The organism is Streptomyces sp. NPDC051020 (genome assembly GCF_040683105.1).
In the GTDB taxonomy this organism is placed as follows: domain Bacteria; phylum Actinomycetota; class Actinomycetes; order Streptomycetales; family Streptomycetaceae; genus Streptomyces.
In genome coordinates this window covers 105,174-119,507 of the sequence record NZ_JBFBCG010000012.1, presented here as the reverse complement: position 1 = coordinate 119,507, position 14,334 = coordinate 105,174, and the positions used below count along the sequence as shown (strand labels likewise).

The window sequence follows — 14,334 nt, the reverse complement described above, 5'->3', positions numbered from 1 at the left end:
CTTCGGGTGGTTCGGGGTGGTCGGACCGGACTAGTCCGGATGGGGCCGGGGGCGCCCCGCTGTCCCGCGCTGCGTGTCCCGCAGTACTGTGCCCCGCCACCGGAAACGGCGACTGGGCACAGTACGGCGTGCCGGAGGCGGGGCGGGGTCAGGCGGGTGAACCGAGCAGGGGGCTGGGGCCGGGGGTGATGCGCAGGGTCATCACGGGGAGCAGATCGGCGACCCGGTGCGGGCGGTGTGCCGCGATACCCGGTGGGGCGGGAGCCAGCGGTACCAGAAGATCGGTGGGGGCGAGGGTGCCACCTGACGGGTCGGCCTCGATGTCCTCGTGCAGCCACAGCGTCAGCATGTAGAGCTCCGGGATCGACAGCATGCGGGGCTGGTAGCGGGATGTCACCGTCTCCGCCTGGCGCAGGGCGAGCTCGGTCGATGCGATGTAAGGGCCCTCGAAGAAGTGCGAGAAGGCCCAGCCGTCCGGAGTGAGCATGGCGTCGGCCGCGGCGACGGCCCGCTCCGAACTGCGGATCAGGAAGCGCCACGCGGTCAGCCGGGTGCGTGGCGCGAGCCCGCTCGGGCCGATCCGGTCCAGCACATGGACGGGGAGCGGGACTTCGGGGCTCAGAGGTCCCTGGACGGACCGGAGAGCCGGGGTGCGGGCCTCGAGGACTGCGGTGGGTGAACCGAGTGCCGCGAGGACGCTGCGCAGGGCAGGCGCGGGAGCCGGGGGAACAAGCAGCGGCATAGTGGGTCGCCTCTCACTTTGGAGACACGGTGATGCGTGGGCGGGTGCAGACGGCGCTGTCGGCGTGCGGGGCCAGAGGAGGCCGGTGACTGGGCCGGTGCGTCAACTCTCTGCCTCGTCCGCGGAGTTTATACGACACGTGTTCACGCGGTGTTTCCACTAGCCGCCGGAGGTATTGCCGGCAAGGCGGTATCGAGACTTTATTATGCGGAGATTCTGTTGATTCGAGGTGAGCCGTGCAGCCGCCGCCTGGCGTTTTTCCACAGTCACGGTAGGCCGAATCGTGTCGGCGTTTTCACCATCACCGGCCAGCGGAAACTGCACCGTGCTGCATGCCATCGGAATGTGCCCGGACGGCCGTCATCAGATTACTGGGTCCGCGCTGTCCGTGGCGGCGTTATGGATCACCTCCCCTGGGCATTATCGATCGTGACGCGAGCGGCCTGGGCCGCGGGCTGCCCACTTGCGGAGGGACGCTTCGATGGGGGAGAAGGTCGTGGCGGGCGCCTTTGATCTGTCCGATCGGCAGAGGTACCGGAGGAAACTCCACCTGTGCCTGGAGGGGCTGGGGAGGCTCCTGGCGGAGCAGAGGTTCGACCGCCCCCGCAACCTCATGGGCATGGAGATCGAGCTCAATCTGGCGGGTTCGGACGGCCTGCCCCGGATGATGAATGCGGAGGTGCTCGAGCGGATCGCGAGCCGTGATTTCCAGACCGAACTCGGGATGTTCAATCTGGAAGTGAACATAGTTCCGCATCACCTGGCCGGGCGTGTTTTCGATCAGCTGGCCGAGGAGCTGAGGACCGCTCTCGGATATGCGCACCGGAAGGCGGGCGAGGTCGCTGCCGGGATCATGATGATCGGAATACTGCCGACCCTCGGCAGCGCGGACCTGGTCGCGGCGAACCTCTCGGACGTGGACCGCTACACGCTGCTCAACGATCAGATAGTGGCGGCGCGCGGCGAGGATTTCGCCCTCGATATCGAAGGCGTGGAGCGATTGGTCTGCACCGCCACCTCGATCACACCCGAAGCGGCCTGTACATCGGTCCAGCTGCATCTGCAGGTCACCCCGGCGCGTTTCGCGGACGTGTGGAACGCCGCCCAGGTCGTCGCCGCCGTTCAGATCGCCCTCGGCGCCAACTCGCCCTTTCTGTTCGGCAGGGAGCTGTGGCGGGAGTCGCGGCCGCCGCTCTTCCAGCAGGCCACCGACACCAGGCCGCCCGAACTGCAGAACCAGGGGGTGCGCCCGAGGACCTGGTTCGGCGAGCGATGGATCAGCTCGGCATACGAGCTCTTCGAGGAGAACCTGCGCTACTTCCCGCCGCTGCTGCCGATCTGCGACGGGGAGGACCCGCTGCGGGTGCTCGACGAGGGCGGCGTGCCAGGTCTCCAGGAGCTCGTGCTGCACAACGGTACGATCTACCGCTGGAACCGGCCGGTCTACGGCCTGGCCGACGGCGTACCCCATCTCCGTGTCGAGAACCGTGTCCTGCCCGCCGGGCCGACCGTCACCGACGTGATCGCCAACGCCGCGCTCTACTACGGCCTGGTGCGGGCGCTCGCCGAGGAGTCCCGTCCGGTGTGGACCAGGCTGCCGTTTGCCGCGGCGGCCGAGAACTTCGACAGCGCCTGCCGCCGAGGCATCGACGCCGAGCTGGTCTGGCCCCGGCCGGGGCGGTCGGGCGGGCTGGCGCGGGTGGCGGCCGTCAAGCTCGTACAGGACGAACTGCTGCCGCTCGCCGCGGCAGGGCTCGACGCCTGGAACGTCGAGCCCGCGGACCGCGACCGCTACCTCGGGGTCATCGAGGAGCGCTGCAAACGGCGGGTGAACGGGGCGTCCTGGCAGGTGGACACGTACCGCCGGGGGTTGGACGCCGGGCTCGGCCGGGACGCGGCGCTCGCGGCCACCACCCGCCGGTACGCCGAATTGATGCACTCCGGCGATCCGGTGCACAGCTGGCCGGTGGGTCTCCCCGTGTCGTAGCCCGATGGGTGTGCCTCGGCGTGCCCGGTGCCTGCCGCCCTGGCCGGTGCCCGCCCGGGCGCGGCTGTTCGGTGCGTCGGAGAACCGTCCCCGCTGCCATCCGTCGCGTAGTCGTCGGGCAAGCTGTGACGTCCCATGCCGGTGGTGGCGCTCCTTGAGGATGAACGAGGAAAAAGGGGACCACACCATCGTCAGTGGTGGTCGCTCCCCGGCCGGTCGCGCATGATCTTCGTACCTGCATTCGAGACCGCAGCGGGACGTGGGGAGCGGGATGAGATGCGAATGCACAACTGAAGGCAGGTGTACAGGTGACGGAGGGGTGCGTGGCTGATTCTTGTCCCCGAGAGGCCGTGTCACGGCGGATTCTGCGGTCCGAAACGGTGCTGGTGCTGGCTCTCTCGCTGGGTGCCAGCGGAGTGTCTGCTCTCATCAGTTTTGTCGGATCACTGACGAAACCAGGGGGTTTGAAGCATCAGGCCGCGACGCTCAACGGTTCATACGCCCCGGGACGACCATGGCTGGATCTCGCCTGGCAGCTCTTCGGCATCGCCACGGCCCTGGTCCCCGTGGCGCTGGTGGCGCATCTGCTGACAAGGGAGGGCGTGGGCCTGCGGGCCATCGGCTTCGACCGGACCAGACCCGGGTCGGACCTGGGGCGCGGCACGGTGATCGCGGCGGGCATCGGCAGCGCCGGGCTGGCCTTCTATCTGGTGGCGCGGGCCGCCGGTTTCAACCTCACGGTGGTTCCGGAGTCGCTGCCCGACGTGTGGTGGAAATTCCCGGTACTGATCCTCTCCGCACTCCAGAACGCCGTGCTGGAGGAAGTGATCGTCGTCGGGTATCTGCTGCGCAGACTCGGACAGTTGGGGTGGACGCCGATGGCCGCCTTGGTGGCGAGTTCGGTGCTGCGCGGCTCGTACCACCTGTATCAGGGGATCGGCGGGTTCATCGGCAACATGGTGATGGGCGTCGTCTTCGTGCTGCTGTACCGGCGTTGGGGGCGTGTCGGGCCCCTGGTCGCGGCGCATGCGCTGCTCGACATCGGAGCGTTCGTCGGATACGCGCTGCTGGCCGGCAAGGTGGGGTGGCTGCCCACGCCGTGAGGGGACGGCGCGCAAACAGGGGGCGTACCGATCATTGCGTACGCCCCTCGTCTCGTCGGTTCAGAGCGTGGTCAGCAGTTCTCCGTCGACGACCGTCACCGCGCTGCCCGTCAGCAGTGTGCGGTCGCCGCGCAGCGATGTTCGGACCAGGCCGGAACGGGCGGAGGCCTGGAGACCGGTCAGCTCGTCACGGCCGAACCGGGCCGACCAGAAGGGGGCCAGGGCGGTGTGGGCGCTGCCGGTGACCGGGTCCTCGTCGATACCGACCCGGGGGAAGAAGCCGCGGGAGACGTAGTCGTAGCCACGGGCCGGGTCCTCGGCGGCGGCCGTGGCGATGATGCCGCGCCGTGAGCAGGCGGCCAGCCCGGCGAAGTCCGGGGTCAGTGCGCGTACGGACTCCTCGTCGGCCAGTTCGACGAGGAGGTCGCCGATGTGGGCGCCGGTGTCGTGGACGGACAGCGGTTCCGCGCCCAGGGCGACGGCCAGTCCGGCCGGGGTGGAGGCCGGCGTGAGCGGCGCTGTGGGGAAGTCGAGTGTGAGCGAGCCGTCCGGATGGGCGGTGGAGGTGAGGATCCCGCAGCGGGCGGCGAAGCGCACCGTTCCGTCGGCCCTTCCGGTCGTGCGCAGGACGTGGGCCGTGGCGAGGGTGGCGTGCCCGCACATGTCCACTTCGGTGGTCGGGGTGAACCAGCGCAGCGCCCAGTCCGCCTCTCCGCCCGGCGGCAGGGGGTGCGCGAAGGCGGTCTCGGAGAGATTCATCTCCAGAGCGACCTGCTGGAGCCGGTCGGCTTCGGGGAAGGCGTCGGAGTCCAGGAGCAGGACGGCTGCGGGGTTGCCGGTGAACGGGCGGTTGGTGAACGCGTCGACGATTCGGATCCTCATGGGATGACCGTAGAGGTTCTGGACAGCGGCGGACCAAGGCCAATTCCAGGTCGCCGGCCCGGGATTCCGAGAGCCTCCTCGGGGCGCTACGGCCGGCGCCCCCATGCGGAGACGAGCGGAGCGGTGGCCAGATCGAGGCGTCCGGTGGCGACGTTCTTCAGGTGCCGGTCGATCTCCTCGTCGGTGGCGAGACCCGACGTCACGAGCCGGTCGCGGATCTGGCGCACGGTGGCGGCCTCAAGGACGGTGCACGCCGGTGAGGTGATCGGGAAGTACGCATCGGCCTGCACATCGTCCAGACCCGCCTCGCGCAGCAGTCGGGGCAGAGTCCGGCCGTAGGCGAGGTCTGCACCGCGGGCCGCCATGAGTTCGCGGAAGCCTGACCGGAGGCGATTGGCGAGGCGCTGTTCGGGGCCCGACTCGTCCGGGCACAGCAGCGGCTGCAACCCGGGGTCGGCGTCCTCCAGGAGGAGTACACCACCGGGCCGCAGCGCCTGAATCATGCGGCGCACCGCCTCGGCACGGTCGGTGACGTGCACCAGGACCAGCCGGGCATGGACCAGGTCGAAGCGACCGGGGGGCGGGGGATCGGCGGCGACATCGTGGCGCAGTACCTCGACGATGTCGTCCGCGGCGCCCTGCGCCCACGACACATCGATGTCCGTCGCGACCACCGCGCCGGTCGGACCGACTCGCGCGGCCAGGCCGGCGGGAACGGAGGGGCCGCCGGCTCCGACCTCCCAGCAGCGCATGCCCGCGGTGATACCGAGCCGGTCGACATGCCGGAAGGTCACCGGGTCGAAGAGTTCGGCGAGGGCGCCGAAGCGGATGCCCGCCTCGTTCTGCCGGTTGTCCAGCAGGTAGCCGTGGTCCGGGCCGTGCCCGTGCTCCAGGCCGGGTGCAGTCATGTCGCCTCTCCCTTCGTCCTGTGCGTCTCGGGAGTAAGTATGCAAGGCAAGGCCCATCCGAAGCGATTGTCGTACGAGCAGTTCCGATATATCGTTGAAGCATCGCGACAGATCAGCGATGGAAGGAGCGTAGCGATGCGTTCACATGGGCACGAGCATGAGCACGGACATGGGCGCTGCGGGCCCGGTCATCACGGTCGGGGTGACTTCGAGGGCCGCCGTGCCGCATTCGGGCAGTTCGGACCCCCGTTCGGCGGTGGCCCGTTCGGTGGCGGCCCCTTCGGCGGGGGACGCGGTCGCGGTGGCGGCCGGGGGAGGGCGCGGCGCGGTGACGTACGCGCTTCGATCCTGGCGCTGCTGAAGGACCGGCCGATGCACGGGTACGAGATGATCCAGGAGATCGGCGAGCGCAGCGGCGGGGCCTGGCGGCCCAGCCCCGGCTCGGTCTATCCGACCCTCCAGCTGCTGGAGGACGAGGGGCTGATCGTCAGCGCGAGCGAGGGCGGCAAGAAGCTGTTCACGCTCACCGACGCCGGCCGAACCGAGGCGGAATCCGGGCCCGACGCGCCCTGGGAGGAGGCCGGGCGCGGGATCGACTGGGAGAGCGTCAACGAGATCCGGCAGGCCGGCTTCGGTTTGATGGAGGCGTTCGGCCAGGTCTGGAAGACCGGCTCGGCCGATCAGCGTCAGAAGGCGCTGTCGCTGATCAACGACGCCCGGAAGAAGCTCTATCTGATCCTTGCCGACGAGCAATGACCCGAGGGGTGGTCCCGGCGATGGGCCCTGTGGCTGAGCCGCAGGGCCCTTCGTTCGTCCGGCGGTGGTCAGGCGGCGACCAGGCCGCCCAGTTTGCGCAGCGACTCCACGAGTGCCGCGGTCGCCGAGTCCTTGAGTTTGCCCGCCATCAGGGAGACCGCGGCTCCGGTGAACTCTCCGTCGATCCGGACCGTGGTGGCATCGCCGTCAGGCGTCAGTGAGTAGCGCATCGCCAGGTCGACGCCCATCGGCCCCTTGCCCTTGGTGGTCAGCAGCCGGGCGGTCTCCAGCTCCGCCACGGTCCAGGTCACCTCGGCGGGGAAGCCCATGAGCTTCATGTTCTCCTCGTAGGTGGCCGCGAGTTCGAGTGTGGCCGGGCCGCCTTTGGGGAAGCTGGTGTGGGTGGCGTTCCACTGGCCGTACGCGGTGAAGTCCGTCAGCTGGGCCCAGACCTTCTCGGCCGACGCTTCGAAACGCGCTTCGGCACTGACTTCGGCCATGCGACCACCCCTTCTCGTCGGGTTACGGTGTCGCGGAACGTAGCCGCAGTGGCGAGAACATTCAATACTGATGAACTGTCAGATCTGGTGGATGTGCTCTCTGTGCCGGATTGGAGCCGCCTCCAACCGGTCGGCGATGCGGGGGTGCAGGCCGTCGGCGTGACAGTGGACGGGCGGCTCGTGGAGCGCAGGGCAAGGCGGCGCGCGCCGTTTCCGGCAATCGGATCCGCGAATGGCGAGATCTCATCCGTAAGGAGGAGGAACCGCTCTGGTGTCCCCAACTTCGGCGGGATGCGTAAATGAGCCCTTCCGGGGATGCTCAGACGCCCAGGGACTGATGGGGTGAGAGGTGTGCAAAACCGGACGCCGCGGATTCCTCAGCAGCCCGCACCGAACCGTGCTGAACTCGGAGTCAGACTCACCGTGGAGCTGGCCTCGGTGGTGACGGGTGCCCGCAGGCGCGCCCTGCGTGACGGTGACCGGCAGATCGACACGGCTCATCTGCTGCATTCCCTCATCGAGTCGGATCCAGAGGTCCGCACCGCCTTCGAGGGCGGACCACAGCTCGCGAAGGTGCTGGGCTACCTCGTGCAGCGCTCCATCGGTTACGGGCTTCGCTGGCAGGGCACCGTGGAGGACTCCGGCGCGGTTCCGGTCGTCACTCAGGTGGCGGCCGAGGCAGGGGACGCGGGGGTGGAGGGCTGGTCGCCCTCGGCTCTGTCGGCGATGGCCGGTGCCAGGGAGCGCGCGGAGCTGCGCGGGGAAGTGCGGGCCGGCGGGCTCGATCTGCTCGCGGCACTCGCCGCCGACCCGGAATGCAGGGCTGTCGAGGTGCTGGAGCGGGCCGGTGTCGATGCGGTGCGGCTCGCCGGCCGGATCGTCGATGCGCCGGGTGGGGACTGACAGCCCCTCGTCGCGCGGGCGCCTCGGCGTGGCGATGTGGTCGGCCGGGGTGTCGCGGAGGGCGTCGGTGCCGACCGGCGGTTCCGGCTTCACCATCCCCGGACTGCTGATCCTCCACATCCGGGTGATCACGCGGGTACGCGACTACATGGACGGCCCGGCCGTCGCCCGGATCGGAGAGCGCGTGCGATAGTGCGACAGTCGGAGACCGCAGTGGTATCGGAGTGTTACGTGCGACAGTGGTCACCGGGGTGACGCTCATGACGGCAGCTGTCATGATGTGCCGATGCACGCGTCTCAGGGGAGAAGCGCCGGCCTGGGACTAGCCCTGGCCTCGGCGTTCGCATTCGGTGGTTCCGGGGTGGCGGCCAAGCCGCTGATCGAGGCAGGGCTCGACCCGCTCCATGTGGTGTGGCTACGGGTGGCGGGCGCCGCCCTCGTCATGCTTCCCGTGGCGTGGCGTCACCGGGATCTCGTACGCAGCCGTCCCGTGCTGCTGCTGGGCTTCGGGCTGCTCGCCGTCGCGGGCGTCCAGGCCTGCTATTTCGCCGCGATCTCCCGTATACCCGTCGGTGTCGCGCTGCTGGTCGAATATCTGGCGCCCGCGCTCGTCCTCGGCTGGGTCCGGTTCGTGCAGCGCCGTCCCGTCACCCGGGCCGCCGCGGTCGGCGTCGTTCTCGCGGTCGGCGGTCTCGCCTGCGTGGTCGAGGTGTGGTCCGGGCTGAGCTTCGATGCGGTCGGGCTGCTGCTTGCCCTCGGTGCCGCCTGCTGCCAGGTCGGCTACTTCGTCCTCTCCGACCCGGGGAGCGGGGACAAGGCGGCGGGCGCGGAGCCTCCGCACCCGGTCGGCGTCATCGCGTACGGACTGTTGATCGGTGCAGCCGTCCTCACGGTGGTGGCACAGCCCTGGGGGATGGACTGGTCGGTCCTCGGCGGCAGCACCGGCATGAACGGCACGGAGGTTCCCGCCTGGTTGCTGCTCGGCTGGATCGTGCTGCTCGCCACCGTGATCGCCTATGTCACCGGCGTGATCTCGGTGCGGCTGCTGTCTCCTGCGGTGGCGGGTGTCGTCGCCTGCCTGGAGGCGGTCATCGCTACCGTGCTCGCCTGGGTGCTGCTCGGGGAACATCTCGCAGCGCCGCAGCTCATCGGCGGCGCCATGGTGCTGATCGGTGCGTTCATCGCCCAGTCGTCGACGCCCAAGGCCCCCTCCGGCCCCGTCGCGTCGGGGGTGGGCGGGGGCAGCGGCCGGGGCGCCGTCGAGGGCGAGTTGTCCGCCCGCCGCGCCGCCACGTAATGTGCCGATCATGCATCTCACTGTGCTTCCGCCGCCTGCCGCCTAGCGCGGGCCGCCACTCCTGACGAAGACCGGGCTCGGGAAGTCCCCGAGCGGATCGTCGCTGCCCGCGTGCCGAGCCGAGCGACCACTATCTGTCTTCCTCAGGAGAAGTGCACGTGCCGAATCCTGCTTCCCGCCTGCCCGTTGGGCGAAGCCTGTTCTATCTGATCGTCGCCGGGGTGGCCTGGGGGACCGCGGGGGCTGCCGCCTCGCTGATCTTCCGGGTCAGCGATCTCGGCCCTCTCGCCCTCTCGTTCTGGCGCTGCGTCGGCGGTCTCGTGCTGCTGCTCGCCGCGCTCGTGCTGCGGCCACGACGCGCGGCCGTCTCCGCCGAGTCGCGGCGGCGCCGCCTGCTGCGCATCCTCGGGACCGGCGTCGGCCTCACCCTGTTCCAGAGCGCCTACTTCGCGGCCGTCGAAGCGACCGGTCTCGCGGTCGGGACCGTCGTCACCCTCGGCGCCGGGCCCGTACTCATCGCCGTCGGCGCGCGGCTGACCATGGGGGAGCGGCTCGGCGGCGGGGGGCTTGCCGCGGTGCTGGGCGCGCTCGCCGGGCTCGCTGTGCTGGTGCTCGGCGGTGAAGGCGCTGTGGTGCGTCCTGCCGGAGTCGCACTGGCGCTGCTCTCCGCCTCCGGATACGCCGCCATCACCTTGCTGACCCGGTGGCTCGGCCGCGACGGCGGCGGCTCGGACCCGCTCGCCACCAGCGCGTGGGCCTTCGGGATCGGTGCGCTCGGGCTGCTGCCGATGGCGGCTGCGGAAGGACTTGTGCCGCACACCGCGGACGCCGCCCAGGTGGTGTGGCTGCTGGTGTACGTGGCGGCCGTCCCTACCGCGCTCGCCTACGCCCTCTACTTCGCGGGCGCTGCGGTGGTGCGGGCCGCTACGGTGTCCGTGATCATGCTGCTCGAACCGGTGAGTGCCGCGGTCATCGCCGTCGTCGTGCTCCGGGAGCAGCTCACCGCGGCCACGGTGGCCGGCACGCTGCTGCTCCTCGCGGCGGTGGCGGGGCTTGCCGTCGCCGAGACGCGCAGTGCGGCTAGTGCCCGCCGCCGGGCGGCCGTTCCCGCCTGACGGTGCCGGGGGCGGCCACCGGTGGTGGCCGCCCCCGGGCATCAGAGAACGGTCAGATAGTCCGGCACCGCGATGGCCGGATCGAGGTCGTCCGACGGCTGCGGCGCGCGGTAGCCGCGGGCCAGCGGAACGACGCCGGCCCAGTGCGGCAGCGCGAGATCGTCCGGATCGTCGTTCGGGCCTCCGGTGCGCACCTTTGCGGACACCTCGTCGAGGTCCAGCCGGATCACGGCCGTCGCGGCGAGTTCCTTGGCGTTCGCCGGGCGGGAGTCCGCGGTCCGGCCCGGGACGACATGGTCGACGATCGCGTCGAGCGCGGTACGCCGCTCCTCGGGGTCGGTCACCGTGCGGGCGATGCCGTGGACCACCACGGAGCGGTAGTTGATCGAGTGGTGGAAGGCGGAGCGGGCCAGCACCAGCCCGTCGACATGCGTCACCGTGAGGCAGACGGGCAGGCCGGGGGCCGTCTCACCGGCCTGCCGAAGCGGCCGCGAGCCGGTCGAGCCGTGTACGTACAGCCGCTCGCCGATCCGGCCGAAGAGTGTGGGCAGGACGACCGGTGCGCCGTCGCGAACGAAGCCGAGATGGCAGAGGTAGGCCTCGTCGAGTATCGAGTGGACCAGCTCCCGGTCGTACGACGCCCGCTCCCTGGAGCGGGTCGGGACGGTGCGCTCGGTCGGTTCGTACGGGGCTGTTGCCTCCGGGCCCGTGGTCTGCGGCGGTGCGGTGTCCGGCATGGCCAACTCCATTGCACTAGTGCATAATCATGTTTGTGCTAGAAGAGTATCGGATCGTCGGGCGGCGCGCCTCGGAGATTGCCGCGAGTGTCGAGCGGGCGGTCGGGTCGGGCGCGCTTGCGCCCGGGCAAGTGCTGCCGCCCATGCGCGAGTTGGCCACCCAATTGGAGGTCAATCCGAATACGGTCGCGGCCGCCTACCGCACCCTTCGCGAGCGCGGGGTGATCGAGACGGCCGGTCGCCGGGGGAGTCGGGTGCGTCCGCGCCCCGCCAGTACGGCGCGTGGCTCGCTCCGGGTCGAGGCGCCGCCCGGGGTACGCGATCTGGGAGAGGGGAACCCTGATCCGGCGTTGCTGCCACCACTGGACGAGGCGTTCGCGGCGGCCACGCGGGCGTATGCGGAGCGGCCGGGGATGTACGGAGAAGCGCCGGTGGACCCGGAGTTCGCCGCACTGGCACGCGCCGCCCTCGACGCCGACGGGGTGCCCGCCGGGCCCGTGGCCGTCACCTCCGGATCCTTGGACGCGATCGAGCGGGTGCTGGTCGCTCATCTCAAGCCCGGTGACGCGGTCGCCGTCGAGGACCCCGGCTGGGGCTCCCTGCTCGATCTCGTGCCGGCGCTGGGTCTGCGTCCCGTGCCGATCCCTGTGGACGACGAGGGGCCATCGCCCGACGCCGTCGAAGGGGCGCTCAGCGCCGGTGCCCGTGCACTCGTGGTGACGGACCGGGCGCAGAACCCGACAGGTGCCGCTGTCGGGGCGGCGCGCGCCGAGGAGTTGCGCCGCGTTCTCGCCGGTCACCGCGGAGTGCTGCTGATCGAGGACGATCACGGGCATGCCATCGTCGATCTGCCGCTGCATCCGCTGGCGGGTGTCACGGACCGGTGGGCGTTCGTGCGGTCGGCCGCCAAGGCGTACGGGCCCGATCTGCGGGTTGCCGTGCTGACCGGGGACGCGGTCACGGTCGACCGGGTCCTGGGGAGGCAGGGGCTGGGGCCCGGCTGGGTCAGCAGGCTCCTGCAGCGGGCGGTGGCGCACCTGCTGACCTCGGGTGCCGTCGACATCGACGCGGTCGCTCGGTCGTACGGGGAGCGGCGGGACGCGCTCGTCCGGGCGCTGAAGAAGCGCGGTGTCGAGGCGTACGGCCGCAGCGGCATGAATGTGTGGGTGCCGGTGAGTGACGAGACGGGGACCGTCGCCCGGCTGCTGGGCGCGGGCTGGGCGGTGGCGCCCGGGGCGCGGTTCCGGGTCGCCGCACCGCAGGGGGTCCGGCTCACCGTGTCACCGCTCACGGCGGCCGACATCGAGCCGCTGGCGGATGCGGTGGCGGCAGCGGCGGGACCGCTCCGCCCGATGAATTACGGCTGAGCCGGGTGGTGTTCGGTGGTGCGGGGGGAGCGGTTCGGACTCGGACGCGGTGGTCCGATGGGGCGGGGCGAGCGGTCAGGGCTTGGGTTTACGGGCTCTGCTCTGGGTCAGGGCGGCGCCCGTCAGGACGATCACGGCGCCGACCGGGGTGTTCCAGGTCAGCTGTTCGCCGAGCAGGGCGACCCCGGCCGCGGTGGCGATGACCGGAATGAAGTACGTGACCATCTGTGCGGTCGTCGGTCCGACCTCCTCGACCAGGCCGTACTGCATCAGCACCGCAAGGCCCGTACCGAGCGCCCCCAGCGCGAGGACGGCGAGCGTCGGCAGCAGGGGAAAGCCCTCCGGGGCCGACGTGAACAGAGGGGTGACCAGGGCGATCTGCACGGTGCCGAGGAAGAGCTGGCTGCCGGTCAGGGCGAGGGTGGACGACCCGCTGCCCGCCAGGGTCCGGCGGACGTAGATCCAGCCGACCGGGTAGCTGAGGGAGGCGAGGAGCGCCATCGCCGTGCCACTGAAGTCCAGCCCGGAGAAGCCCTGCCACGCGCCCAGTACCGTCAGCACGCCGAGGAAGCCGAGGCCGAGTCCTGCCACGCGGCGACGGGTCGGCCGGTCCTCGGAGAGCGCGACGAGGGACAGCGCCATCCCCCACAGCGGCGAGGTGGCGTTGCAGATGCCGGCCAGTGTCGACGGGATGGTCTGTTCGGAGTAGGCGAAGAGCGAGAACGGCAGCGCGTTGAGGAAGAACGCGGCGACGGCGAGGTGGCCCCAGGTGCGGGCGGCGCGCGGCAGCCGCTCACGGCGCACCACCATGGCGACGGCCAGCACCGCCGTCCCCGACAGCAGTCGGCCGAGCGTCACCTGGAACGGGGCGTACGCCTCGGTGCCGACCTTGATCAGGAGAAAGCTGAATCCCCAGATGAGCGACAGTGCCGCGAAGCGGATCCGCCAGTCCAGTGCGGGGCGGCGTGCGGAGGAGGGAGCGGGAGCACCGGTCGCCCGGGTGGGGGCGGCGGTCGCGGTGGGCGCGGTCATGAGGACAACGATGACGAATTCAACCGCGTAGGACAAGTGAGACTTTGTGCCCGTCTTCGCGTAGCATCACTTACATGTTGAACCTCGAGCGCCTGCGCACCCTGGACGCTCTCGCCCGCTTCGGTTCAGTGAGCGGCGCGGCCGAGTTCCTGCATGTCACCACGTCGGCAGTCTCCCAGCAGCTGGCCAAACTGGAGCGCGAAGTGAGGCAGCAGCTCCTCGCCAGGAACGGCCGCGGGGTCCGGCTCACCGACGCGGGGCAACTGCTCGCCGACCATGCCGCGAGGATCCTGTCCCAGGTCGAGCTGGCGCAGTCCGACATCGAGGCCCAGCGCGGAGAGGTGGTGGGTGAGATCCGGCTCGGCGCGTTTCCCACCGCAGCGCGCGGACTGTTCCCGGCGATGCTTGCCACGCTGCGCACGGACCACCCCGAACTGAAGGTGCGCACTGCTGAGTTGGAGCCGGAAGCCGGCATCCGTGCCGTGATGCGGGGTGATATCGACTTGGCGGTGGTGCTCGACTGGAGCAACAAGAGGCTGCCGGTCCCCGGTGGTCTGGCGATGGCCGAACTGCTCGACGACGCAGCGGACATCGCGATGCCGGCCGGTCACCCGCTCGCGGACCGGACGGAAGTGGATCTGGAGGACTTCGCCGAAGACGACTGGATCTCCTGGCCGGAAGGCGAGTTCTGTCACGACTGGCTGATGTTCACGCTGCGCTCCAAGGGAATCGAGCCGCGCATCGCTCATCTCGCGGGCGAACACCACACCCAGCTCGCACTGATCGCCGCCGGGGCGGGCGTCTGCGTGGCGCCCCGGCTGGGGCGGGGGGCTGTGCCGGACGGGGTGCGGCTCGTGCCCGTGCGGCAGAAGATGAGACGGCACGTCCACGCCGTGTGGCGGGCGGATGCGGACCGCCGCCCGTCGATCAGGGCGGCGGTTGCGGCCCTGCGTGCGGCGGGCCGGGATTTCGATGCTCCGTTGAACGGGGACGGTGCGGCCTGAC

Annotated in this window: 15 protein-coding genes; 9 read left to right on the top strand and 6 right to left on the bottom strand. The window is 70.5% G+C overall.

Annotation, left to right across the window (positions count from 1 at the left end):
• Positions 1-148: 148 nt before the first annotated feature.
• Positions 149-742, bottom strand: coding sequence for a hypothetical protein (locus AB0N06_RS09625; protein ID WP_366134135.1), 594 nt, complete (start codon positions 740-742; stop codon positions 149-151).
• A 481-nt stretch (positions 743-1,223) separates the two neighbouring features.
• On the opposite strand from AB0N06_RS09625, the gene AB0N06_RS09620 reads away from it, so the two are divergent.
• Together AB0N06_RS09620 and AB0N06_RS09615 are read left to right on the top strand one after the other, a co-directional pair.
• Entirely contained in the window at positions 1,224-2,729 is a 1,506-nt protein-coding gene (locus AB0N06_RS09620) for a glutamate-cysteine ligase family protein (RefSeq protein ID WP_366134134.1), read from the top strand.
• Between the two features lie 323 nt (positions 2,730-3,052).
• On the top strand, positions 3,053-3,832 hold the full coding sequence (locus tag AB0N06_RS09615) for a CPBP family intramembrane glutamic endopeptidase (RefSeq protein ID WP_366134133.1): 780 nt from the start codon (positions 3,053-3,055) through the stop codon (positions 3,830-3,832).
• Positions 3,833-3,892: 60 nt separating this feature from the next.
• Here the strand turns inward: AB0N06_RS09615 and AB0N06_RS09610 are convergent, their stop codons facing one another.
• Both AB0N06_RS09610 and AB0N06_RS09605 read right to left on the bottom strand, forming a co-directional pair.
• Positions 3,893-4,714 carry a PhzF family phenazine biosynthesis protein gene (locus tag AB0N06_RS09610; RefSeq protein WP_366134132.1) on the bottom strand — a complete coding sequence of 274 codons (822 nt, stop codon included), beginning with the start codon at positions 4,712-4,714 and terminating at the stop codon, positions 3,893-3,895.
• 86 nt (positions 4,715-4,800) lie between these two features.
• Entirely contained in the window at positions 4,801-5,622 is an 822-nt protein-coding gene (locus tag AB0N06_RS09605; protein WP_366134131.1) for a methyltransferase domain-containing protein, read from the bottom strand.
• A gap of 135 nt (positions 5,623-5,757) precedes the next feature.
• On the opposite strand from AB0N06_RS09605, the gene AB0N06_RS09600 reads away from it, so the two are divergent.
• Positions 5,758-6,378, top strand: a complete 621-nt coding sequence (locus AB0N06_RS09600; RefSeq protein WP_366134130.1) for a PadR family transcriptional regulator — start codon at positions 5,758-5,760, stop codon at positions 6,376-6,378.
• Between the two features lie 68 nt (positions 6,379-6,446).
• Here the strand turns inward: AB0N06_RS09600 and AB0N06_RS09595 are convergent, their stop codons facing one another.
• On the bottom strand, positions 6,447-6,878 hold the full coding sequence (locus AB0N06_RS09595) for an SRPBCC family protein (RefSeq protein WP_366134129.1): 432 nt from the start codon (positions 6,876-6,878) through the stop codon (positions 6,447-6,449).
• A 351-nt stretch (positions 6,879-7,229) separates the two neighbouring features.
• On the opposite strand from AB0N06_RS09595, the gene AB0N06_RS09590 reads away from it, so the two are divergent.
• The 4 genes from AB0N06_RS09590 (at position 7,230) to AB0N06_RS09575 (ending at position 10,193) form a co-directional block, all read left to right on the top strand.
• The gene (locus AB0N06_RS09590) at positions 7,230-7,781 is read left to right on the top strand and encodes a Clp protease N-terminal domain-containing protein (RefSeq protein WP_366134153.1); all 552 of its coding nucleotides are present in this window, start codon (positions 7,230-7,232) and stop codon (positions 7,779-7,781) included.
• Positions 7,771-7,974 carry a hypothetical protein gene (locus AB0N06_RS09585; protein WP_366134128.1) on the top strand — a complete coding sequence of 68 codons (204 nt, stop codon included), beginning with the start codon at positions 7,771-7,773 and terminating at the stop codon, positions 7,972-7,974. The genes AB0N06_RS09590 and AB0N06_RS09585 overlap by 11 nt, the downstream gene beginning before the upstream one ends.
• A 93-nt stretch (positions 7,975-8,067) precedes the next feature.
• Positions 8,068-9,078, top strand: coding sequence for an EamA family transporter (locus tag AB0N06_RS09580; protein WP_366134127.1), 1,011 nt, complete (start codon positions 8,068-8,070; stop codon positions 9,076-9,078).
• A 158-nt stretch (positions 9,079-9,236) separates the two neighbouring features.
• Positions 9,237-10,193, top strand: a complete 957-nt coding sequence (locus AB0N06_RS09575) for a DMT family transporter (RefSeq protein WP_366134126.1) — start codon at positions 9,237-9,239, stop codon at positions 10,191-10,193.
• Positions 10,194-10,234: 41 nt separating this feature from the next.
• Here AB0N06_RS09575 and AB0N06_RS09570 read toward each other — a convergent pair whose 3' ends face one another.
• Complete coding sequence (locus tag AB0N06_RS09570; protein WP_366134125.1) at positions 10,235-10,930, bottom strand: pyridoxamine 5'-phosphate oxidase family protein; 696 nt, start codon at positions 10,928-10,930, stop codon at positions 10,235-10,237.
• Positions 10,931-10,965: 35 nt separating this feature from the next.
• On the opposite strand from AB0N06_RS09570, the gene AB0N06_RS09565 reads away from it, so the two are divergent.
• Complete coding sequence (locus AB0N06_RS09565; protein WP_366134124.1) at positions 10,966-12,297, top strand: aminotransferase class I/II-fold pyridoxal phosphate-dependent enzyme; 1,332 nt, start codon at positions 10,966-10,968, stop codon at positions 12,295-12,297.
• A gap of 75 nt (positions 12,298-12,372) precedes the next feature.
• Here the strand turns inward: AB0N06_RS09565 and AB0N06_RS09560 are convergent, their stop codons facing one another.
• A complete protein-coding gene (locus tag AB0N06_RS09560; RefSeq protein ID WP_366134123.1) occupies positions 12,373-13,329 on the bottom strand; it encodes a DMT family transporter in 957 nt (318 codons plus the stop codon).
• A gap of 74 nt (positions 13,330-13,403) precedes the next feature.
• On the opposite strand from AB0N06_RS09560, the gene AB0N06_RS09555 reads away from it, so the two are divergent.
• Complete coding sequence (locus tag AB0N06_RS09555; protein ID WP_366134122.1) at positions 13,404-14,333, top strand: LysR family transcriptional regulator; 930 nt, start codon at positions 13,404-13,406, stop codon at positions 14,331-14,333.
• The last annotated feature ends 1 nt before the right edge of the window (position 14,334 follow it).